This window comes from Bartonella koehlerae C-29, from assembly GCF_000706625.1.
In the GTDB taxonomy this organism is placed as follows: Bacteria; Pseudomonadota; Alphaproteobacteria; order Rhizobiales; family Rhizobiaceae; genus Bartonella; species Bartonella koehlerae.
Genome location: NZ_KL407334.1, coordinates 115,605 through 138,528, shown reverse-complemented (window position 1 = coordinate 138,528; position 22,924 = coordinate 115,605). Strand labels below are relative to the sequence as shown.

The following is a 22,924-nucleotide window of genomic DNA, read 5'->3' as shown; positions in this document are numbered from 1 at the left end:
AACAAACAAAAAATACCTTCCTTTACAAGGAGAAAGCAAGAAAAATACCTAGAAAGATGATCATATTAAAATAATATTAACATCAAACGTCAAAAGAATCAATCATTTCACTCGGGAATTTTTATTTTTACAAAGAAATGATTTCAATTTTTGAAGGCGCATGTTGTGTATCCTATGCCTATTATTCTCCACTTCCTGGATTTTCTGAAAAATACTTCTCTAATTTATCTGGGATGCCATCCATTTCTTTTGCTTGAGGAAGAGGATCTTTTCTAGTGGTTAAATTAGGCCATTTGTTTGCATAATGAAGATTGAGTTCTAGCCATTTTTCTAGCCCTGGCTCTGTATCCGGTTTAATGGCTTCTGCAGGGCATTCTGGCTCACAGACACCACAATCGATACATTCATCGGGATGAATGACAAGCATGTTTTCACCTTCATAAAAACAATCAACAGGGCAAACTTCAACGCAATCAGTATATTTGCAATGAATGCAATTGTCAGTTACTACATAGGCCAAAATCAAACTCCATTTTTATTTTAGTGACCTTTGGAGGAAAATGTATGTGCATCTTTATCTTTTTCTCTTATCAGTTGATCGCGCAGTGCAGCTAATTTTGCAAAAGGTGAATCAGGATTAGGACGCTTTTCCCTCTGAGATAATTGATGATTGCTGCGTTTGCTATGCTGTTTGTTCGCCTTGTGAGAGTGTCTGGTGTGTGGTGTAGTTTCTCGAGAGCTGTTTTCCTGTATATTTGCTTCTTTTTTAAAGGGTTTGCTTTTTTTGTTTTGTCCCCTGTATCCAGATCTCTCATTGTTTTTTGGGAGACGGTGGTGATGGTTATAACGCCATAGTAAAACAACTTTTTCTTCTGCTACGACGCGTTTTTGCTTAGCAAAATCGCCAACAGGTTCAGCTGCTGGTAAACAGTCTAACGTGTCGGATTGTGTAACATATGTAGGCAAAGCTTCTTTTTTTTCCTGTGTTGACGATATGCCCATGACTTGCCATTGGTCGCCAACGCATTCTGCCGCAGGAACATCCTGTGCTATTGTACATGTATGAGAAGAGGTTTTGTTTTGAAGAAGATTTTGTTCAAAAAAAACACTGCTTATGGCATGCGATTGATAACCAAGACCTTTTAGAATTTCTTCCATATCGGTTCCATTGGCTCCAAGAATAGACATCATTGTTGGAGTGACAAAAAAACTTTTCCCATCATAAGCTCCATCGGGTTTGGGTTCATTCCCTTGTTTCCAATGAAGAGCAGGGCGGATAAGATTTGCAAGACGCTCTAAAATATCGATCCGGACAGCACGCTGACCTAAAATGCGATAACCGGCTAATTGATAAAATTGCCGGTTATAACTAGGATCAACAACTAAGGAGGTTCGTCCAGCGGACAACGCTGCAAAAATTTCACCTAAACCAGTTTGATCATGCCCCTCATTTTGAAGATTCCAAAGCAGGGTAACGGCTTGGGCCGGGGCTGGTTTAAGCATCCCTGCAATATAAATATGAAACGCACCAAAACGCACCCCTAATCGTCGGAGAACTGCTCGCGATTCTTGATCAAGATTTTTGACAACTGTGGCTATTTCTCGACGAGGGATAACTCCTAAAGAGTTGACAAGTTGTGAAGCAAGATTGCTTGTTGAATCCGTCAAACCCTCAGCACCACGTAGATCAAACAGTGGTTTTAATGCTATTTCAAAATGAAAGGTAATAAAACGCTCTAATCGTTTCACGACGTTATCTCGCGCTTCTCCCGTTAATTGTGTATCTGCTAAAATAATCAGTTTGGGTTTTAAAAAATCTTCTGTTGCAGCGAGTTGGCCAACTGGTTGGCCAATCCAGCGCACAATGCCATCAGAACTGAGGGTGAAATCTCCATTGGCTGAAGCACAAAAACGCGCTGCACGTTTCGAAAAAGCAAGCGTTAAATTTTCATTCTCTGCTGAAATTTGTGCAGCAGTTGTTTGATCGTCGGTGGTGTTTTTGTTAGCATAAAAACGAAAACCTTCAAATTTGCCACGTTTATGTTTTTCAATAAGAATATCATCCTGAAGAATATCATTCTCTTGAACAATCTCACTATCCATGATCATTTTCTCTCTTAGTGCTACGCTGATAAAAAACTTATTCCCGACAACTCAATAATCGTGCTGCTCCTTTAACACGTTTGTTACATTTGCTTCAATCATTCTTGTTGTTTTTTGATGCTTCTTTTTACCATTTTGACTTCAGATATTTTCTTTTTCATTCAGTTTTCATTCAGTTTGGATGTTTTATACACCTTCATTACATGTATTAGTTGTATTGTAAGGCTGCAAGCGTAAAATAATTTTTTTACTCAAAAGGCAAGTCAGTCGAAAATCCAACAAAACATTCCCTCTTTTGTTGGAGTATTTTATTTTTCTGCTGTTCTATTACGAACATGTGAGAAAAAGCTTTCTTGCGCATTTCTTCGGGTAAAAGACGTATTCATATCGCTGTTTGGGACTGAAGCTGTGTCTAATGGCAAGAAGTTTTACGATAACAATAAAAAAACAATTGCGATTATAAAAATACACGCTAAAGTAGTTCTCATAAAAATAAACAACTTTTACGTTCTTTTTTAAGAGAGAATGATGATGTCGTTGCCAAATCAACTTTGATAATTTTTAATCGCAAGGGGTTATTATGGGTAATCTTCCAAATGCTGTTTACAAAAATAGTAAAAATTATAGCGATGCAGACAAAAGTTTAGGACGCAATATGATGCGTTCTGCTATGCAAGCGCCTTATCTTGAACGGCAAAAAGAGCATGATTTGGCTCTGCGATGGAAAGACAAACGTGATGATGATGCTATGCATCAAATTGCAGCTGCTCATATGCGTTTGGTGATTGCGATTGCTAATCGTTTTAAACGTTTCAAAATGCCATTAGGGGATTTGGTACAAGAAGGCTATGTGGGGCTGTTGGAAGCTGCTGCGCGTTTCGAACCTGATCGCGAGGTACGTTTTTCAACTTATGCCACATGGTGGATTCGCGCTTCTATACAAGATTATATTTTACGCAATTGGTCAATTGTTCGAGGAGGAACTAGTTCCTCACAAAAAGCACTTTTCTTTAATCTGCGTCGTTTGCGAGCAAAATTGGTGCAAGATGATAGCGATCTTTCAAAACAAGATATCTTCCGTACTATTGCTGAAAAGCTTGGCGTTTCAGTGCGTGATGTTGAAACAATGGATTTCCGTTTTTCGAGTTCTGATAATTCTTTGAGCGTTTCTGTTTCTGAAAATAGTGATAATCCTGTTGCCAAAATGGATGCTCTTGTGGATGATAGTCCTCTACCTGATGCTTTAATTGAACAAGTGATTGATGGTCAAAGGCGCACACAATGGCTTTATGATGCATTACAAATTCTCAATGAACGGGAACTGGAAATTATTCGTTTCCGTCGCTTAAATGAAGAAGGTGCTACTTTAGAAGTTTTAGGTGAAAAATTGGGAATTTCAAAAGAGCGGGTGCGTCAAATTGAAGCGCGAGCTTTGCAAAAGCTGCGTTCCGCTTTGCTTACTGTTAATCCAGCAGATGCTTATGATGTGTAAGCTGTGAAGATTTTTCAGGAAGCAGTCCGTGGATAGGGTACAATTAAAGTCGGTTTTGAAGTTAACGGAAGCGGTGGGGCATATGCCTCAGTGTGCAGTAAATGATGAAAAAGGCTGTCTCTTTGTTTTTTTATTGCATGATGATTTTAACGGTTGCTCCTGTCTGTAAAGTTTGGCTTGGTGAGAGTGCATTAAGAATGCGGAAGAGTTTTTCTTTGTGAGCTATATTTTGCATCTTTTTCGCAAGGTTTGCAACGCTTTCTCCTTTCTGAACACGCACAATACGGATTCTCAAAGGTTGCAGCTTTTTTAGCTGTGATGATGAAAGAAAATGAAAACTTTGTACTGTTTTTTCGGCAATCTCTGCAAAATTTTGAGCATCACGAGGAGCAGCAGTCAGAAAACGCAAGATGTGGTTGTTGAGCAAAATGACAACTACATCAAATTGCCATTGTGCATTGTATGCACGGGCCTGAGCTCCAGGTAAACCTCGAATTATAAGTGGGTGGACAGAGGATTTATCTAGTCCTGCAAGCCAGCCACTTTGCAAATATTCACTCGCAGACATTTCAGCAGGATGCGGCATGGCATCAAAACGAATGGCAATTTTATCTGGGCCGCTAGCCCAAACAGTGTGCACTGAATTGTCTATGATGAAATTCTGTGGAACGGAAAAAGTTATGCCCAATTGCGGGTGAATAAATTGGTTATTTTGCACAAAACCCGTATGGAGGCTACCCCCAAAAATCATGCCATCAATGCTTTTGAGAAAAGCATCACGATCCGTGTTTCCAGTGTTTACTGGAGTGATTTTATATGCTTTTTTTATCGCAAGACGAATTCGTTGTGGGGTAGTTGGATGTGTTATGAGAAAATCTAAGGAAGCATTTTGGCTACCTGGGATATTATGAAAAAGGTTATAGGCTGCCATCGACTGGAGAAAACGTGGCAAAGAAAACGGATCATATCCTGCTTGTTTGAGCATTTCCAGTGCAATCGAATCGGCTTGTAGTTCCTGATTGCGCGAAAATTGTGCAAGTTGTCGCTTGTCTTTAATGCTTTTGTGAATTTTTTTTCCACTAAGAGAGAGAAGATTTGGTGATATACGCTCTGTTGTCTTCAATTCTGCTTCTTTTTGTAAGCGTAAAATGCCGTGATTGGCAGTAATATGGGCTATTTCATGGGCTAAAATTGCCGCAACTTCTGAAGAATCGTTAGCCAATGCCAACATACCGCGGGTGAGGTAGATAGAACCATTGGGCAAAGCAAATGCATTGACACTTTGCGTATTTAAAATTGTAAGTGAATAGCTTTGGTGAGAATTTTGTGATCCAACGGTGAGTTTATGCACAATATTTGCTAATAGGCGTTCAAGTTTTGGATCATGATAAGCGCCTCCATAGATTTGTAAAATACGAGGGTGTTGTTTTGCACTTAATGTGGCATAAATATTGTTCTTGCTGGTGTGTTTCCTTCTTGCAGAAGAATTCCAAGAATGACACATCTCGTTGGGAGAGAAAGCTGTGTGACACGCAGAAAGGAAAAGCATTAAAATTATCAGAAGTATTTTATACATGCTAGTGCAAAACAATAATATTTGTTGAAAAATTTGGGTTCGTTGAAAATTTGGTGCCGACGAGTGTGCTACCATCTTTTTATAATATTTTGACAAATTTCATTCGTATCTTTTGGGTCTGTTTTTAAAGTGAAGAAACTCTCTAGGAATTTAGAAAGGATGCTTTCAACTCTATCACAATTATTTTTATACAAAGATGATATAAAAGGAAAGCATTATGAAAGGCATGATCTGTCATGACAACGTTTGTAATATTGTTAAATGGAGATCTTTTTATCACTGATCGTTTGCGTAACCAAATTCGCAACAGTCGCGTGATTGCGGCTGATGGCGGAATGCGTCATGCAGAAGCTCTCAATGTGGTCCCTGAGTTGTGGTTGGGCGATTTTGATTCCTCTCAACAGGCTTTAAAAAGTAAATATGCAGACGTTCCCCGTGAGGTTTTTCCCCCTGATAAAGATATGACTGATAGTGCACTGGCATGTGAAAGAGCTCTCCAAAAGGGGGCTGAAAAACTTATTTTGTGTGGTGCTTTTGGAGGTGAAAGAAACGATCATAGCCTTTCTCATATGACACAAGCACTGGTAATGGAAGAAAAAGGCATTTCAGTGTTATTGACCAGTGGTTGTGAAGAAGGTTGGCCACTTTTGCCAAAGCCTTTTTCATGTGATTTACCTGATGGTTCTTTGTTTAGTATCATTGGTTTTTCTGATTTAAAAGGATTAACCATATCAGGTGCAAAATGGTCTCTTTGTGATAAAAATGTGTCATTTGGGTCTTCTTTGACGCTTTCTAACCGCATTTGTGGAACCTTCTCTTGTCATTTATGTTCTGGAAAAGCTATAATGTTGGCATCTGTATCTATTCCATAAGATTCTTCGGGTATATATAATGCAGAAGGGGGGGATAAGTGATAAAGTGCCTACATAAAATGTACTTATGTTTTGATCTTGTTAAGGAGAGGTTTTTATATGTTAAAATCAATTTTGAAAGTGGCAGTTATTTCCGTTATTGGTTTAAGTACGGTGGCATGTACTTTAAATGAGCAACGCGTTGCACGTTACGGTGTAGGAGGTGCGGCAATAGGCGCTTTAGCTGGAACAGCAATTGGTGGAGGTACGCCCGAAGCAGCACTCGCTGGTGCAGCAGTTGGTGCACTTGCTGGGTCTGTGACAGGTGCTGCTGTCAATCAGCAAAGACAAAAAAAACAAATTGTTGTTTCACGTCCAGAAATGTGCACATATCGTAATCGTAAAGGCCAAATTTACCAAGCGCCTTGTGCTCAAAAAGTGCAGACACCACAATTGTGTACTTACCGTGATAGAAGAGGTATCATGTATCAAGCACCTTGTCCGCAACGCGTTCGTTAATGGCGATACCGCTCTTGCGGCTTGACCGCATTTTCCTGACTTTTGGAAAAACGCCCTTGTTCAACCGAGCTTGCTTAACGGTTGAACAAGGTGCGCGTATTGCGCTAGTGGGACGTAATGGGTGTGGAAAATCAACCCTGTTAAAAATTGCTGCTGGAATGATAGAACCAAACGAGGGGGAGATTTTTCGCCACCCTCGGGCAACACTCCGTTATCTCTCACAAAATCCTGATTTTTTAGGGTTTGAAGATATTCATGCCTTTATAGAAGGTGGTTTGGATTATGCACCTGATGCACAGTGGATCAATACTCTTTTGGCAAATCTTGGTTTTTCGGGAACCGAAAAATTGGCAAGCCTTTCTGGTGGTGAAAGGCGGCGCGTTTCATTATTACAAGTCATAGCTGCAAAACCCGATATTCTTCTCTTAGATGAACCAACCAATCATCTCGATTTACCAACCATTGAATGGCTTGAAGGTACTTTATGTTCTTTGCGTTCAGCGCTTGTGGTGATTTCGCATGATCGGCGATTTTTAGAAAATGTCACGCATTCAACGGTGTGGCTTGATCGGGGGATCACCAAAAGACTGGAAAAACGTTTTTCAGAATTTGAAAATTGGCGTGATAAGGCTCTTGAAGAGGAAGCTCTCGAACAACACAAATTAGGGCGACAGATTGCCCGTGAAGAACAATGGTTGCGCTATGGGGTGACAGCACGGCGTAAACGAAATGTGCGGCGTTTGGGTACTTTAAAAGAACTGCGACAGCTTTATCAAACCTATAAAAAATCATCTGGAAGTGCGCTTTTGACAACTGCTAAAAGCCACGATTCTGGTCAATTGGTGCTGGAAGCAAAGTGCATTTCAAAGTCTTATGGTGCGCGCGTTATTGTGAAAGATTTTTCTTTGCGCATTCAGCGTGGTGATCGAATCGGTCTGGTTGGTCCCAACGGTATTGGAAAGACTACATTGCTGTCTGTTTTGATTGGGCAGGAAGAGGCCAATAGTGGAATAGTGAAGCATGGATATAATATCTCCATGGCATTGCTTGATCAACAGCGCATTTTAAATGAAGAGGAAACATTGGCACATTATCTTACGGGAGGGAGGGGTGATACTCTTGTGATCAATGGGCAAGAGCGCCATGTGGTGTCTTATATGAAAGATTTTTTGTTTTTACCTGAACAAGCACGTACACCGCTTAAAGAATTTTCAGGTGGAGAAAGAGCCCGCCTTATGCTTGCTCGACTTCTTTCGCGCCCAGCAAATTTTTTGATTCTCGATGAACCAACCAATGATTTGGATATGGAAACGTTGGATGTGTTGCAAGAATTTATTGCAGATTTTGCTGGAACTGTGCTGTTGGTTAGCCATGATAGGGACTTTTTAGATCGCACTGTGACTCATATGTTGGCACCGCAGGGGGGAGGGCATTGGATTTTGTATGCTGGCGGTTATAGTGACATGATGGCACAAAACAAGCAAGCTGCATTGTTAGGGCGCAAGGAGGGGGTGGTATCACAGTGTAAAGCGTCTTCAAATCCTCGTTTGTGCGAGAATGAAAAAACCATCTTATCAACAGATGGTTGTTTTATGGAGCGGGAAAAAACAAAACCGCGTAAATTGTCTTATAAGCAGGTTTATGCGCTGGAGAAATTGCCTGAACAAATCGCTATTTTACAGGATGAAATAAAAAAAATTGAACAAGAACTTTCTGATCCAGTACTGTATTGCAATGATAAAGAGCGTTTCGAGTATCTTTCTACAAAGCTTCAAGAAAAGCAAAAACTTTGCACGAAAAAAGAAGAAGAATGGTTGGAACTTGAATTATTGCGCGAAGATATAGAGTGTGTGAAGTCATAAAAAACGTGTTCGCGTTAACCTTTTTCAAGAAGCTTTTTATAGATTTGAATCATTGCTTTTCTTTCATTTCTTATCTGTTTTCTGCACAATTCTTTATGAGATGTGTGCGTGCACTAGAAGCGAAAAATACTTGCGTGCAAAAAGAAGAAGAATAGTTGGAACTTAAACTTTTGTGCGAAGATATAGAAAAGAAACCTCTTCATAATTTCGTGAGGTTTAAATATTATCATACTCAACTGCTAAAAACACCTTGATCATGCTTTATTCTAATCTTTTAAGCTATAAGAATCATGAATTTGAAAGGTAAGAATGTGATCTCTCCATGTGCCGGAAGTTATTAGACAATCTCTAGTGTAGTCTTCTTTCTCAAAACCAAGGCGTTTCAATAAAACTCTACTTCTGATGTTTTCGGGCCTATAGTTTGCGACTACTCTATGCAGGTGATAAACATCAAAGGCATGGAGTATCAAAGCAGATAAAATCTCAAACATGAGACTTTAGTTTTATTGTTTTTCATAAAAAGAAAAACCAAGGTGGCAGGCTTGAAAAAAACCACGAATTATATTTGAAAATTCTACCACGGTGATGATGGTTTTGTCACTTTTAATCGTACGGCATATCGGTATGCTGTTTCTTGTGCACTTTCACAAGCGAAGGTGTCGGCTTGTGTTTTCCAAACTGTGAGGGAGTTGTGATCATCAGATTTGATCGGTTCCCAAGGATAGAGAGGGTTTGCATTGTGCAGGGAATAGGAAGACAGTTCACCTGCATCTTCTAAACCGATTAATGTGGAAATTGTCCGTTTTGTTTTGATAGAGTCATAGTCCTCTCCTCATAGGAATGTATAAGTCTGTATTTTAACATGTTTTTTTCCTTTTTGGTGAGATTAATCTCAAAATGTGGGAAGTTAACTAGGAATTTCATCAGAAACGATAAATTTTTTGTGAGGGAGGATAGAATGAGGGGAAAAGATTACAAATAATCGGATATTCTTTTAATCATGTGTGGTTGTTCTTGATTGCGCTTTACAGTGTGATTTTTAAATGGATAAGTTTTTTTATGCTTCTCAACAATATCTTTATTGTTTTATAGACTTTCCTTAGATGTTTGATTTATTCATTCACGAAATTGTTTTGCAAATTATAGGGGGCACTTTATTGTCATTGCACGCGAATTGCCAATGCTCAATCTCTTGGTGATTTGATCACTACTCTGAATTTGTGACTCTGTGACGGTTCAGTCTCTTCTTACCTTAAATGATTGTGTCATTTACGCTTAAATTTGTTTGTGTTTCTACTTATTTCTTAAGAAGTTTGTTAACCGGTTTTAGCGTCAATTTTTTCATGATTTAATCTCCAACAGTTATTTGACTCCATTTGCATCTACCTGTTTCTTCATCTTACCTCTTTAAAGAGTGCTTGAAGTAGAAGAATACTGCGGGCTTAAGAGACATTATACTTTCATGCAAAATAGAACGCTATGCAAAATAGAATATCATTATGTTACACATTTACGCACTTTTTTAAGAGACATCTCTTAACGCTCCCAAGCTTCTTTCACGATAGTGCTTGTGAAGAGCCCGTGAATGGTATACTGAAAAAATCATTATGCTTCACTTTCTTTAGGTTTATAATAATAAAAGCGTGTGAAAATCTTCTGTAGCATCACGCCTTCCTTTCATAGTGTTAGCAGGGAAAGTCCATGTATCGCCGTCAATCTGTTCTTCACAAATATGACGCAAAAGATTTGTATGAGCACTTGTAGGGATAAGAAGATGCAAAGCCAGATGTGTTATGCTTGTTGTTTCCCAAAGTGTTTGATAAAAAGCTGAGATATTTCTCCAATCCATAGCAGGCGTGTTTTTAACTTTATGACGTTGTTTACCTAATAAAGCTCTTGCTTTTGCTGTTGTTTGTAAATCAACATCTAAACCTAAGACATCAGCGTGTTTGAGATAAAAATTGAGAGGGATAAGTGCTTTTTCTGTTATTGCAACTTTTATTACCAAATAGGAGCAAGGGGTATTGTGTATCTCTGTTTGAGTAATTTCTGAAACAGGTATAAAATCTAATTTGAGAAGAATATAAAGTTGTAAAGTTGAAAACCAGTTCCCATCTTTACTGTCATTTTTAAATTCGGCTTTAAGGTTTTTAAAAGCATTTAGAAGCAATGTTTTTTAAATAACGGAGATTACGCATTGTCCCTCACACTTTTGTTTATTGCGTTCTTTAGTGGATCACGTCCCTCACGAAGAACAGAATGCCATTGTGTTACAAGTTCACGCGCTTGTTTTAACGAGTTATCTCTTAATGCTCCCAAACTTTTTTCACGATGGCATTTGTGAAGAACTCGTGAATGGTATAATGATACAGCCATTACGTATCGCTCTCTTTACACTTATGAAGGTATAAGCCGGCACTATCATTCTCTTTTTCAGCTTAAACTGTTGCGTTAGCCCTTGCATAGAGATGTTTCATTAAGAGGCATTTTTACTCCTTTCTTGAAGAGTTGTTACCCATATGCCAATCCTGCCTGTGATATGGTAGGGAATAATTTTGATTGATTCAAGAGAATTTGAGATGAGAGAATCTTATAAAATTCGGAGCTCTCATTTACGTGGTAAAACAATGAATTATTCTTATAAATCAAAGTTTTCTTCTCAAAAAATCTCTTTCCAAATGTGCGCTATGCTGTTAATTATCTTATCACAAGTGACATGCGCTGTCCATTTCTGGCAAAAATTGATGTGCATTATTCATTTTTTTTTGCATTTTCTATTCTCTCTTCATTTTGAGAAAAGGTCTAATGTCATCAATGGCGTTAACTCATACCAAGTGCATTTTTATAAAGCTGGATGATGGCTTCTTCTTCCATGCGTTCATGTTCTTCTTTTTTACGTAATCGTATAATGCTTCGCACAGCTTTACCATCAAAACCAGAGCCTTTCAATTCGGCGTAAACTTCTTTAATATCATCAGAAATGTTTTTTTTCTCTTCTTCTAATCGTTCAATGCGTTCGATAAAAGCGCGTAATTGGTTTACGGATATAGTGTGTGTTTCATCGGTAACTGTGTTCATTTGCTTTTTCTCCGGACTTTTATGTTTTAAGCTGTTTTTTCGATGATAAAGTTGTGTAAGTAAGCCTGAAGAACAAGAAGTTAATCAAACTGTACAGTTTTTTTACAAATTGACTTTAAATATTTTGTAAAAGTTTAAGCTCTTTGTATTGACAAAAGGGCACTAAGAAGAAAAGAGTAAAAATATATCTATATACATTTGGAAAATTCTTGAGAACAGAGAAGATAAAGGGGTGTATGTTTTGTTTTAGTGGTTTACGTCATAAAGGTAGTTTTGTGATTACCAAAAAACAGACAGGGGTGTTTCAGAGAAGATTAGAGATTTTTCTCTTGAGTATTTTACTCTTGTTGTCGTTTGCTAGTTTTGCAAAAGCTGATTTCCGGGTTTGTAATACGACTCAACAACCCGTTGGCGTCGCCCTTGGGTATCGTACATTTTCAGGATGGGTAAGCGAAGGGTGGTGGGTAGTTCCTGTGACAGGGTGTAAAACCTTGATTGAGGGTCCTCTTTCTTCACGATTTTATTACTTTTATGCAGAGGGAGCAGAGAAAAAAAACAGCTGGCCAGGTTCGGTGACTATGTGTGTGCAAGATAGCCAATTTACTATTCAAGGGGTTCATGATTGTTTCCCCCGTGGTTATCAAAAGGCTGAATTTAAAGAAATTGATACGGGGAATCAAACCAGTTGGATGGTACAGTTGACTGATGAGTCTTTGTTCAACAATTCGGTTGTACAGTCCCCTTCTCTTTCAGGAGATTCTCTACCGTGAAGCGTGCACGTAAAGTAAAAATTATTGCCACTCTTGGCCCTTCTTCTTTTTCCATTTCCATGATTGAGAAGCTTTTTATGGCGGGAGCAGACGTTTTTCGTCTGAATATGAGCCATACAGATCGTGAAACAATGGTTGATTTGGTTAAGCGCATACGGAAGGTCGAAAAAATTGTTCGCCGGCCAATCGGTATTTTAGTGGATCTCCAGGGACCAAAATTACGCATTGGCTGTTTTGGTAAAGGGCAAGAAAATTTGCGTATTGGGCAAAGCTTTACCTTGGACGATCGTGATGTTCTTGGTGATGCTCAGCGTGTTTTTTTTCCGCACGGGGAAGTGTTGGCAGCTGTCAAACCCGGTGATCGGTTGTTGATTGATGATGGAAAGCTGGAACTGCTTGCACAGGTGTGTGATAGTTATTCTGTACAGTGTCGTGTAGTTGCTGGAACCCGTATTTCTGATCGAAAAGGGGTTAGTCTTCCCGATACAATTTTGCCTTTTGGCCCGATGACGTTAAAGGATAAGGCTGATCTTCAGGCAGTTTTGGGGCAGCCTGTTGATTGGGTTGCCCTTTCTTTTATCCAGTGTCCGGAGGATATTATAGCGGTGCGTGCGTTGATCAAAAGCAAGGTGTCTTTGATGGCTAAGATCGAAAAACCTCAAGCCTTGGAGCATATAGAAGAGATTATTGATGTTGCCGATGGTATTATGATTGCACGGGGAGATTTGGGTGTGGAAATGCCCTTGGAGAAGATTCCTGCCATTCAGATGGAACTTATAAAAGCTTGTCGTTTAGCCGGAAAACCCGTTGTGGTGGCTACGCAAATGCTCGAGTCAATGATTACATCATCTGTTCCTACAAGAGCAGAAGTTTCTGATGTTGCGACAGCAGTTTATGCAGGAACTGACGCTGTCATGTTGTCTGCGGAATCTGCCTCTGGTCTTTATCCTGAAGAAGCCGTGCTGATGATGGACCGAATCGCCCAACAAATCGAACAAGATCATACTTACGCGGCTCAGGTTGGGGCACAGCATCCTGCGCCAGAGTCAACGGGGACCGATGCGATTTCTCTTGCAGCACGTCAGATCGCCGAAACACTTCAATTGACAGCCATTGTTGCTTATACTGCTTCAGGTACAACGGGTGTGCGCGCATCACGGGAGCGTCCGAACAGACCCATTATTGCCTTATCACCTATTGTGAAAACAGCAAGGCGTTTGGCTTTGGTCTGGGGGCTTCATTGTGTGGTCAGTGAAGATGCTCGGGATTTAGAGGATATGGTTAATCGTGCAGCGGCGATTGCTTTTCAAGAAGGCTTTTGCCAAGGGGGAGATCGCTTCCTTGTGACAGCTGGTGTTCCCCTTGGTACACCTGGTGCTACTAACCTCTTGCGTATTGCTTCTGTTTCTCAAGACGGAACAAAGGGTGTTTAACAAGAATATTTGGACATGGGTTCTTTATGTTTTAAAGAATGCATTTCGTTTGTCATCTGTTTATATATGGGCAGGGATGTATGGTCTTCCTGTAGCGGTTTATGTAGTGAGCGATGCTGTCATGGTCTCTGCGGAATCTGCCTCTGGTCTTTATCCTGAAGAAGCCATGCTGTGATGGTCTGAATCGCCCAACAAATCGAACAAGATTATATCAGGTTGGAGTATAGCATCCGGCGCCAGAGGCAACGGGAACCCGATGTGATATCTCTTGCAGCACGTCAGATCGCTGAGACACTTCAATTGACAGCCATTGTTGCTTATACCACTTCAAGTGCAATGGGTGTTACGTATATCACAGAAGCATCTGAATAGGCCCATTATTGCTTTATAACCTTTTGTGAAAATAGTGTGGCGTTTTGGTCTAGGGACTTTGCGGGGATCAATGCTGTAATGCCGTCTGATAAAGCAGCGTTTGGTTTTTATCTTAAAGAAGTTGTGCTTATAATGGGCTAGAGCCTTTAAACATGATGTTTATGGTCTACTGTTCTTTGATTTATGCCAAATGGTCTTTTGAGATATTGAGAGATGGCTTTATCTATTATACTAGTCAATATACTAATTTATAATGATAATTAATCATTTTGAAATTTGAAGGAATGCCCTGAGTCCAAGAAGTTTTTCTTAAAATTTTTGCATGCGTGAACAAAAAAATTGCTAAAAAATATATGCTTGTTTGTTCATTAAGAGGAAACGACATGTGAATGAAAATCTTTTGAGTAAGGAGTAAAAAGAAAAAGCGTCTAAAGGCAAGGGCTATCGCAATACCATGATGAATGATGATGCTAACGCGTATCTTTCAGTATTGGTTCGTATCTTCAAAGTGTAAAGATAGCAATGTCCAATACTTCTTGTATTAGACTTTTTAATTAGAAGAAATTTTGCATGGGATTACGGCAGTTTATGTAGAGCGCATGCGCTTTTTTTTCTTTTAGAACACATGCCGTTTGTCTGCAGTTGTTGCAATTGAGATGATTCTCTTACAATGATGCGTGGGCAATCATGCTTGTTTATGCCGATCTTTGAGTGTTATAGTGCTGGTTTGTTAAACACGAATATGCGTTTAGAGATCTTCCTGTTCTTGAGGAATAAGGCTGTTTTTCTCATCTTTGAGTAATTGACTGGTAAGCTTTTCAATGCGTTTTGTTGTATCACGCATAATTCTGCCTATGGCGTGATCTCTTTCATTATGGAGTCGTAAAAGAGCTTCGTAGTCTTCTTGTAGTTTTACATTTTCTCGTTTTATTTCTTCCATTTCATCAATAATCATAATCCCAGCCATAACCGATAAACGATGATCACCAATTTCACCAAAATTTTTCTTCAAATGTGTGATATATTGGTCTAATCGAGCCGCAAGCTCAGTGAGATGGCGTTCTTGGCCTTTATCGCAAGCCATACGATAAACTTTACCATCAATGGTGACGGAAACCGTTTCCATGTCTTAAAACCTTTATCTATCAATTACGACACGAATCGTTTCCATCGCTTTAATTAAACGTTTGGAAACTTCTTTGTTTACCGATTCTAGCCGCTCAACTTGCGCTTCAGCCTTATCAAGCGCTTGGGCAAGACGGCTACGATCCGCGTTCATTCGTTGAATTTCTTCTTCCCATTCGTTGTTTTTATCAATAACCGCATTGCGGTTTATAATGGCGATTTCTAAGGTTCTAAGTGCTTTTTCCAATTGCTCTAAAGTTTGTGATAGAACCGTAGTCTCTTGGTTCATGATATTTACATCCTCCAAGTGAGTGTATCCTTTATTAATTCTTTACGCACAAACGAATCACTCATTTTCTTTTTTTGTACAGAGTCTATTTTTAAGTATGTAGGATATTTTAGCAAGCAAAGCGGGAGGTAGCTGTTAATTAAAAGCTGGATTTTTTGAGAGTATTGGCATAAATGATATGTGCATAAAGGATGTGTGAGGGGAATGTTACTGAAGTAATCGCAAAAGGTCTCACGCTGACGATTGAAATGAACTGAAAAGTATTTCTCAAAAAATTTAAGAGAATATGAAAGAACAACAAAAAAACGCGTTTAACAAAGTGGTCTATCATTTATGACAAATACCGAAAAACAGAAACAGATGGCTAATGCTATCCGTTTTCTTGCTATTGATGCGATTGAAAAAGCAAATTCTGGTCATCCGGGGTTGCCAATGGGGGCAGCTGATATTGCCACCGTCCTTTATACAAAATTCTTTGCTCATGATCCCAAAAATCCTCATTGGCCTAACCGTGATCGTTTTGTGTTGTCGGCTGGCCATGGCTCTATGTTGCTTTATGCTCTCTTGTATCTTTCTGGTTATGAAGATATTTCCCTTGAAGATCTCAAAAACTTTCGTCAAATAGGCTCTAAGGTTGCTGGGCATCCAGAATATGGGTATGCTGCCGGAATCGAAACGACCACTGGACCACTGGGGCAGGGGTTGGCTAATGCCGTAGGAATGGCTCTGGGGGAGCGCCTGCTGAATGTACGCTTTGGTGATCTCATCAATCATTACACTTACACGCTGGTTGGGGATGGGTGCCTCATGGAAGGGATTTCACAAGAAGCTCTTTCCCTTGCTGGACATTTGAAACTCAATAAGCTTATCGTATTGTGGGATGATAATAACATTTCCATTGATGGAAAAATTTCTCTTGCTGATAGTACTGACCAAATAGCCCGTTTTAAAGCGTCTGGTTGGAATACACATAAAGTTGATGGACATGATCAAGCGGCAGTCGCACGAGCTATTGAGGTTGCACAAAATTCCGATAAACCAACTTTGATTGCTTGTAAAACAACCATTGGTTTTGGAGCTCCCAATAAAGCTGGAACTAATAAAGTTCATGGAGCACCCTTAGGTGCATCCGAAATTGCTGAAACTCGTATCGCTTTGGGATGGGAGTCGGAGCCTTTCCTTATTCCAGCCGATATCCTTGATAGTTGGCGCTTGGCTGGTCTTAATGCCGCTAAAAAACGACAAAAATGGAAAGAAAAATTCGCCGCTCTTCCACTCTCAGAACGGGTAGAGTTTGAAAGATTGATGCGTGGCGATCTTGTGGGTGGATTTGATGGCGCTATCGCTGCTTATAAAAAGAAATTGGTGGAGGATTGTCCGTGCGTTGCTACCCGTAAAGCTTCGGAAATGGCTCTTGAAGTGATTAATAAAGTCGTTATTGAAACCATTGGTGGTTCTGCTGACTTAACCGGATCGAATAATACCAAAAGCAGTCAGATGAAGAGTATTTCTGCTGAAGATTTTTCAGGGCGCTATCTGCATTATGGAGTGCGCGAACATGCCATGGGAGCTGTGATGAATGGTCTTGCCCTTTATGGAGGTTTTATTCCTTATGGAGGAACCTTTTTATGTTTTTCCGACTATATGCGTCCCGCAATGCGTTTGTCTTCTCTCATGGGGTTACGGGTTATTTATGTGATGACCCATGATTCTATTGGTCTTGGTGAGGATGGACCCACCCATCAGCCTGTGGAGCATTTGGCTTCCTTGCGTGCACTTCCTAATCATCTTGTTTTCCGTCCTGCTGACGCTGTTGAGACTGTCGAGTGTTGGCAATTGGCTTTGAAAACACGCAAAACACCTTCTACTTTGGCTTTGAGTAGACAAAATTTACCACTTTTGCGTCGGGAGTATGGAGAAGAAAATCTTTGTATGCTTGGTGCATATGAATTACTTACGGCGAGTGATGATGCGCAAGTTACCTTGTTTGCTTCCGGTTCAGAATTGCAAATTGCGGTAAAAGCACATGCGGTATTAGAAGAAAAGGGGATCCCAACACGTGTAGTTTCTGTACCTTGTTTTGAACTTTTTGCACAGCAATCTCTCTCCTATCAGAGGGCTCTCATTGGTGATGCACCAATTAAAATTGCTATTGAAGCTGCTCTCCGACAAGGTTGGGATCATTTTATCGGCAATGATGGGGTGTTTATTGGCATGCAAGGATTTGGTGCCAGTGGGACCATTGATGCGCTTTATAGGCATTTTGGTATCACTTGTGAGAATGTGGTCGCTGTTGTTGAAAAAAAGCTTGAAGAAATCCATGAGGAAAATATGCAATGAGTCTTCATGATTTGAAAACGGTTGAAATGAATACCTATTTATTGTGCCATAAAAAAATCAACGAAGTAAATGTGAAATGATGGGTTTTCTTGCAATGCATAAATTTGGACTTATGGCACGCGAGAGTTTGCTTGTTATCGTGGAACGTGGATGACAGGATTTTAAGGTTGTAGAAGTGAATGATTTCTGGGTGCTGGAAACCAATACCCATGTGTTATGCTATAAAAATCGATAAGGAAAATGTGAAATGAGTGTTCGCGTTGCAATTAATGGGTTTGGTCGTATCGGGCGCAATGTTTTGCGCGCCATTATGGAAAGTAGACGACAAGATATTGAAGTTGTAGCCGTTAATGATTTGGGGTCGGTGGAAACTAATGCCCATTTGTTGCGCTATGATTCTGTCCATGGACGTTTCCCTGGCACTGTTCGGGTTGTTGGTAATGCTATTGATATCGGTTCTAGTTTGATAAAAGTGTTCGCAGAGTGTGATCCAGCGCAATTGCCTTGGAAGGCTTTGGATATTGATATTGCCTTGGAGTGTACAGGTATTTTTACTGCCCGTGACAAAGCAAGTGCCCACTTGGATGCGGGGGCAAAACGTGTTCTTGTTTCTGCTCCTTCTGAAGGTGCAGATCTCACTGTGGTTTATGGAGTGAATCATCAGTCTTTGAGAAAAGAGCACCATGTTATTTCGAATGCTTCTTGTACAACCAACTGTTTGGCGCCTGTTGCACAAGTTTTGCATAACACAGTTGGCATTGAAAGGGGATTTATGACAACAATCCATTCTTATACGGGCGATCAACCTGTGTTGGATACAATGCATCGTGACCTTTATCGTGCACGTGCGGCGGCTCTTTCTATGATCCCGACCTCAACAGGGGCGGCGAAAGCGGTGGAATTGGTGTTGCCAGAATTAAAAGGATTGCTTGACGGGGTGTCGATTCGTGTTCCAACGTCGAATGTTTCCGTTGTTGATTTGACGTTTACTGCTAAGCGTTCCACAACGGTTGAAGAAATTAATACCGCTATTCGCACTGCTGCACAAGGTTCACTCAAGGGAATTGTGGACTATACTGATGAAAAGCTCGTGAGTTGTGATTTTAACCATAATCCACATTCCGCTATTTTTCACAATGATCAAACCAAAGTCATTGATGGTCAGCTTTGTCGTGTTTTGGTTTGGTATGATAATGAGTGGGGGTTCTCAAACCGTATGGGTGATACAGCTGTGGCTTTTGCCAAAACAATATAAAATGAGAGGATCTTGGAGCCTCTCATTTTATAAAGAAAGTCAAGTTTATGATAAGAAATGAAGCTGTATTCTTTTTGAAAAAAACAGTTAAGACTTCTATTTGTGTGTAGAAAAGATGCTGCTTAAATCATTGAAGTTCTGTCCTTTTTTGGTAGAATGTTTGTGGTTTTTTTTTAATCGCATGAAAGGAGAAAATTCGAAAAATGCCTTTTTGAATGAGATAAGCTTTCAGAAAATACAGATGTAAATTTTTTTCTGTAAAAGCAAAAAGAGGCTCAAAGGGGGAGAAAGTTAAGCGGGTACGTTTTTATTTGAAACAATAGAAAGTGAAGAAGAAGCAGTGATGGGTTTTCGTACACTTGATGATGTTGATGTCGCAGGGAAACGTGTTCTTGTGCGGGTGGATTTTAATGTGCCAATGGCGCAAGGAAAAGTTTGCGATGAAACGCGTCTTAAACGACATAAAGAAACACTTGTTGAATTGCAAAAGCGTGGTGCTAAGCTTATTCTTCTTTCCCATTGTGGGCGCCCCAAAGGACAAGAGGAGCCAGAATTTTCATTACGCCCTGTTGTGCAAGTGCTGGAAAAAATAATTAACCAATCGGTGAGTTTTGCATCAGATTGTATTGGTGTAGCTGCACAGACAGCGGTTGAAGCGTTGCAAAATGGTGGCGTTTTACTGCTTGAAAATGTTCGTTTTCATTCAGGTGAAGAAAAGAATGCGGGCTCTTTTGCTGAGGCTCTAGCCCATAATGGAGATCTCTATGTCAATGATGCTTTTTCAGTCTCTCATCGTGCCCATGCTTCGGTGGAGGGGATAACACATTTTTTGCCTTCCTATGCAGGGCGTTCTTTACAATGTGAATTGCAAGCGTTGGAAAAAGGGCTTGGTAAACCAGCGCGTCCGGTGATTGCACTTGTTGGAGGGGCGAAGGTTTCCAGTAAGCTTTTTGTACTCAATCATTTGGTTGAAAAAGTCGATTATTTGGTCATTGGTGGTGGCATGGCCAACAGTTTTTTAGCTGCGCAAGGGGTTCGTGTTGGAAAGTCACTATGTGAACATGCGCTGACGGAAACGGTAAAAAAAATTATTGAAAAAGCACGGGAGTGCCAATGTCGGCTTCTACTCCCCGTAGATGCAATAGTTGGATTTCGCTTTGAAAAAGATGCGCCGCATCGTCTTTATGATATTGGAGATATTCCTGAGGATGGGATGATTTTGGATATTGGTACGCGCTCTATTGCGCATATCAATGCCGTCATCGATAAAGCTGCTACCCTTGTGTGGAATGGACCCCTTGGTGTTTTTGAGATGTCTCCTTTTGATCAAGGAACGATTGCAGTGGCACGCCATGCCGCAGAACTTAGTTTGACAGGGAAATTGCTTTCAATTGCTGGAGGAGGAGATACGGTATTTGCACTTAATCATGCTGGTGTTGCTGATGATTTTACTTATCTTTCAACTGCTGGTGGAGCCTTTTTGGAATGGATGGAAGGCAAGATGCTGCCTGGTATTTTAGCTCTCACGCAGGCTTAGAGGAATTCGTTTGAACGGACAGTTTTAAAAAAGCTGTATGGTTATGGAAGGTGTGCTGGTGCATTGCATACTTTTGGAAATTAAGACAGGATAAAGAGGATTTTTTAAATGAATGAACGTCTTGAAGATATAGCGCTTACTTTGGTAAGTGCGGGGAAAGGTATTTTGGCAGCAGATGAAAGTACTGCAACGATTAGAAAGCGTTTTGAAAGCATTGGGGTGGAATGCACCGAAGACAATCGTCGCGCTTATCGTGAAATGCTTTTTACTGCAAAAGAAGCCATGGAAAGCGCTATTTCTGGTGTCATCTTATTTGATGAAACACTGCGTCAAAAAGCATCTACGGGGCAAATGTTGACAGATCTTATTCGTGATGCAGGTGCTGTGCCAGGGATTAAAGTCGATATTGGTGCCAAACCGTTGGCAGCTTTTCCTCAGGAAACGATTACAGAAGGATTGGATGGCCTTCGTGAACGTTTAAAGGGTTATTATGCTTTGGGAGCTCGTTTTGCTAAATGGCGTGCGGTCATTGCCATTGATGCACATACTCTCCCAACAAGAGGAGCAATCAGCCAAAATGCACAAGCTCTCGCGCGCTATGCTGCTTTATGTCAGGAAGCTGGTCTTGTGCCGATTGTTGAGCCGGAAGTGCTGATGGATGGACCATCACGCCAGCATTCCATTACACGCTGCTTTGAAGTAACAAAAGCTGTTTTACACACTGTGTTTAAAGAATTGTTTGATGCGCGTATTTTTTTCGAGGGCATGATTTTAAAACCCAATATGGTGATTGATGGAAAAGATGCTCGCATTGCTTCTGTTGAAGAAGTGGCTGAAAAAACGGTCTATGTTCTTAAACAGACTGTTCCTACTGCTGTTCCAGGAATTGCTTTTCTTTCTGGAGGACAAACTGATGAAGAAGCTACGGCGCATTTATCGGCTATAAATGCTTTGGGGATATTGCCTTGGAAATTGACCTTTTCTTATGGGCGGGCGTTGCAAGCAGCTGCGTTGAAAGCGTGGGGCGGGAAAGATGAAAATATTGTTATTGCACAAAAGGCTTTTTGTCACCGCGCACGGATGAACCATCTTGCTGCTTTAGGACAATGGACAAAAGAGCAGGAGAAATCTTGTACTTAAAAAACGATAAAACGCCGCTTTAATGCGGTTAAAATTTTGGTTTTTAAGTGAAAGATGTAAATCTCATGCTGTATCAAAATGTTTAAGGGTGCAATATTTTTCTGTTTTGTGCACGAAGGGGCCAGAAGTTGTTTAACCGCAGGTTAAAAGATGGGCAGATTCAAGGTGAATAAATCAGACTTGAACACAGTGTGAATCGTCTGAAGCGCGTATTTTTTTCGAGGGCATGATTTTAAAACCCGATATGGTGATTGGCGGAAAAGATGCTCGCATTGCTTCTGTTAGAGCAGGGGCTGAAAAAAGGTTCATTTTCAGAAAGCGATCCACATTCTTCGATAAACTGTTGATGAAGAGACTAAAAGCTCGAAAGGTAAGGAGATTGAGTATACCGCCTTACGAACTCGTGCGTGTGCTAAGGATAGTTCATATTCTTTGACAGTTATACAAACGGTGAAGAAGGTTCTCAAAGTAAGAGAACTTGCTGGGGCTTGGCTACCACTAGATATGCACGAAGATAGTTTTGTTTCGTGGATTTTTTTCGACATTCATTCATCATTATTGATGCTGCAAAATGCGATTTGAGAGCCTGTAAGGAGATTCCTTCTTGAAAAACCTTACTCAATTTTTTTTTGAAAATTTGTTGATCATGTGGTTTTCATCCGATGCGTAGGAATTGCTTTGTATGTGGACATAAAACCTTTATTTATAAGTATAATTCATCATTTTGCATCTTGAATAAGAGCGAGAATATCGTAAGATTCTCTCATTTCAAACCCTCTTATAGCGAATCAAACAAAACTATTCGCTTGTATGTTACAAGTGGGATTGTCTGTGTATAAAAACACTTTGAGAAAGAAGTAAAGATGTTTTTTATGAACTGTCTCAATGCCAAGGGTTGCGACATCGTGAGCTGGCTAAAGAGAATGATGGGGTTGGCTTGTTCCTTCATAAACGTAAAGATGGCTTTGCTCCACCTTTTTGCATGGGGGAATTTTATGTCCTGAAAATGCCTTAAAAAAACTTCTACCCTTGTGCTGATTTTGGCACTGGCAATTGGTAGACGATTTTATCTTCGGTGAGGAGGTTCTTATAATGGATCTTAACGGGTATCGTTTGACAGTAGGTTTTGTACTAAATGGGAAGAGATGGGATTAGGTAGTAATACGTTGTAATTTACTGTTT

At 40.2% G+C, this 22,924-nt stretch carries 16 protein-coding genes and 3 pseudogenes; 11 read left to right on the top strand and 8 right to left on the bottom strand.

Features of this window, described 5'->3' with window-relative positions; translation table 11 throughout:
* Positions 1–181: 181 nt before the first annotated feature.
* On the bottom strand, positions 182–520 hold the full coding sequence (gene fdxA, locus O9A_RS00660) for a ferredoxin FdxA (RefSeq protein ID WP_034457795.1): 339 nt from the start codon (positions 518–520) through the stop codon (positions 182–184).
* A 20-nt stretch (positions 521–540) separates the two neighbouring features.
* Complete coding sequence (locus O9A_RS00655) at positions 541–2,103, bottom strand: hypothetical protein (RefSeq protein ID WP_034460142.1); 1,563 nt, start codon at positions 2,101–2,103, stop codon at positions 541–543.
* Between the two features lie 580 nt (positions 2,104–2,683).
* Between O9A_RS00655 and O9A_RS00650 the strand changes: the two genes are divergently transcribed.
* Positions 2,684–3,595, top strand: a complete 912-nt coding sequence (locus tag O9A_RS00650) for an RNA polymerase factor sigma-32 (RefSeq protein WP_034457793.1) — start codon at positions 2,684–2,686, stop codon at positions 3,593–3,595.
* Positions 3,596–3,725: 130 nt separating this feature from the next.
* On the opposite strand, the gene O9A_RS00645 is transcribed toward O9A_RS00650, so the two are convergent.
* A complete protein-coding gene (locus O9A_RS00645; RefSeq protein ID WP_195890907.1) occupies positions 3,726–5,171 on the bottom strand; it encodes a M48 family metalloprotease in 1,446 nt (481 codons plus the stop codon).
* Between the two features lie 236 nt (positions 5,172–5,407).
* On the opposite strand from O9A_RS00645, the gene O9A_RS00640 reads away from it, so the two are divergent.
* The 3 genes from O9A_RS00640 to O9A_RS00630 all read left to right on the top strand — a co-directional run bounded on the left by O9A_RS00640 (position 5,408) and on the right by O9A_RS00630 (position 8,403).
* Positions 5,408–6,043, top strand: coding sequence for a thiamine diphosphokinase (locus O9A_RS00640; RefSeq protein WP_034457788.1), 636 nt, complete (start codon positions 5,408–5,410; stop codon positions 6,041–6,043).
* Positions 6,044–6,142: 99 nt separating this feature from the next.
* Entirely contained in the window at positions 6,143–6,541 is a 399-nt protein-coding gene (locus tag O9A_RS00635) for a YMGG-like glycine zipper-containing protein (RefSeq protein ID WP_034457786.1), read from the top strand.
* On the top strand, positions 6,541–8,403 hold the full coding sequence (locus O9A_RS00630; RefSeq protein WP_034457784.1) for an ABC-F family ATP-binding cassette domain-containing protein: 1,863 nt from the start codon (positions 6,541–6,543) through the stop codon (positions 8,401–8,403). The genes O9A_RS00635 and O9A_RS00630 overlap by 1 nt, the downstream gene beginning before the upstream one ends.
* Before the next feature lie 266 nt (positions 8,404–8,669).
* On the opposite strand, the pseudogene O9A_RS07540 reads toward O9A_RS00630, so the two are convergent.
* The 3 genes and pseudogenes from O9A_RS07540 to O9A_RS00620 form a co-directional block, all read right to left on the bottom strand.
* Positions 8,670–9,217, bottom strand: a pseudogene (locus tag O9A_RS07540) (GNAT family N-acetyltransferase).
* An 822-nt stretch (positions 9,218–10,039) separates the two neighbouring features.
* Positions 10,040–10,760: pseudogene (locus O9A_RS08170) on the bottom strand (integrase); the annotation flags it as partial.
* A gap of 463 nt (positions 10,761–11,223) precedes the next feature.
* Entirely contained in the window at positions 11,224–11,481 is a 258-nt protein-coding gene (locus O9A_RS00620) for a DUF2312 domain-containing protein (RefSeq protein ID WP_034457782.1), read from the bottom strand.
* A 236-nt stretch (positions 11,482–11,717) separates the two neighbouring features.
* Here O9A_RS00620 and O9A_RS00615 point away from each other — a divergent pair, with 236 nt between their 5' ends.
* From O9A_RS00615 to O9A_RS07535, 3 genes and pseudogenes are all read left to right on the top strand, one after another.
* Entirely contained in the window at positions 11,718–12,251 is a 534-nt protein-coding gene (locus O9A_RS00615) for a DUF1036 domain-containing protein (RefSeq protein WP_034457780.1), read from the top strand.
* Entirely contained in the window at positions 12,248–13,684 is a 1,437-nt protein-coding gene (gene pyk, locus O9A_RS00610; RefSeq protein ID WP_034457778.1) for a pyruvate kinase, read from the top strand. The genes O9A_RS00615 and pyk overlap by 4 nt, the downstream gene beginning before the upstream one ends.
* Positions 13,685–13,778: 94 nt before the next feature.
* Positions 13,779–14,072: pseudogene (locus O9A_RS07535) on the top strand (pyruvate kinase); the annotation flags it as partial.
* Positions 14,073–14,804: 732 nt separating this feature from the next.
* On the opposite strand, the gene O9A_RS00600 reads toward O9A_RS07535, so the two are convergent.
* Both O9A_RS00600 and O9A_RS00595 read right to left on the bottom strand, forming a co-directional pair.
* Complete coding sequence (locus tag O9A_RS00600; protein ID WP_034457775.1) at positions 14,805–15,182, bottom strand: cell division protein ZapA; 378 nt, start codon at positions 15,180–15,182, stop codon at positions 14,805–14,807.
* A gap of 12 nt (positions 15,183–15,194) precedes the next feature.
* Complete coding sequence (locus O9A_RS00595) at positions 15,195–15,470, bottom strand: DUF4164 domain-containing protein (protein WP_034457773.1); 276 nt, start codon at positions 15,468–15,470, stop codon at positions 15,195–15,197.
* Positions 15,471–15,803: 333 nt separating this feature from the next.
* On the opposite strand from O9A_RS00595, the gene tkt reads away from it, so the two are divergent.
* The 4 genes from tkt (at position 15,804) to O9A_RS00575 (ending at position 21,742) form a co-directional block, all read left to right on the top strand.
* Entirely contained in the window at positions 15,804–17,810 is a 2,007-nt protein-coding gene (tkt, locus tag O9A_RS00590; protein WP_034457771.1) for a transketolase, read from the top strand.
* 247 nt (positions 17,811–18,057) lie between these two features.
* Positions 18,058–19,065, top strand: coding sequence for a type I glyceraldehyde-3-phosphate dehydrogenase (gap, locus tag O9A_RS00585; RefSeq protein ID WP_034457769.1), 1,008 nt, complete (start codon positions 18,058–18,060; stop codon positions 19,063–19,065).
* Positions 19,066–19,408: 343 nt separating this feature from the next.
* Positions 19,409–20,602 carry a phosphoglycerate kinase gene (locus O9A_RS00580; RefSeq protein ID WP_034457767.1) on the top strand — a complete coding sequence of 398 codons (1,194 nt, stop codon included), beginning with the start codon at positions 19,409–19,411 and terminating at the stop codon, positions 20,600–20,602.
* 108 nt (positions 20,603–20,710) lie between these two features.
* Complete coding sequence (locus O9A_RS00575) at positions 20,711–21,742, top strand: class I fructose-bisphosphate aldolase (RefSeq protein ID WP_034457765.1); 1,032 nt, start codon at positions 20,711–20,713, stop codon at positions 21,740–21,742.
* The last annotated feature ends 1,182 nt before the right edge of the window (positions 21,743–22,924 follow it).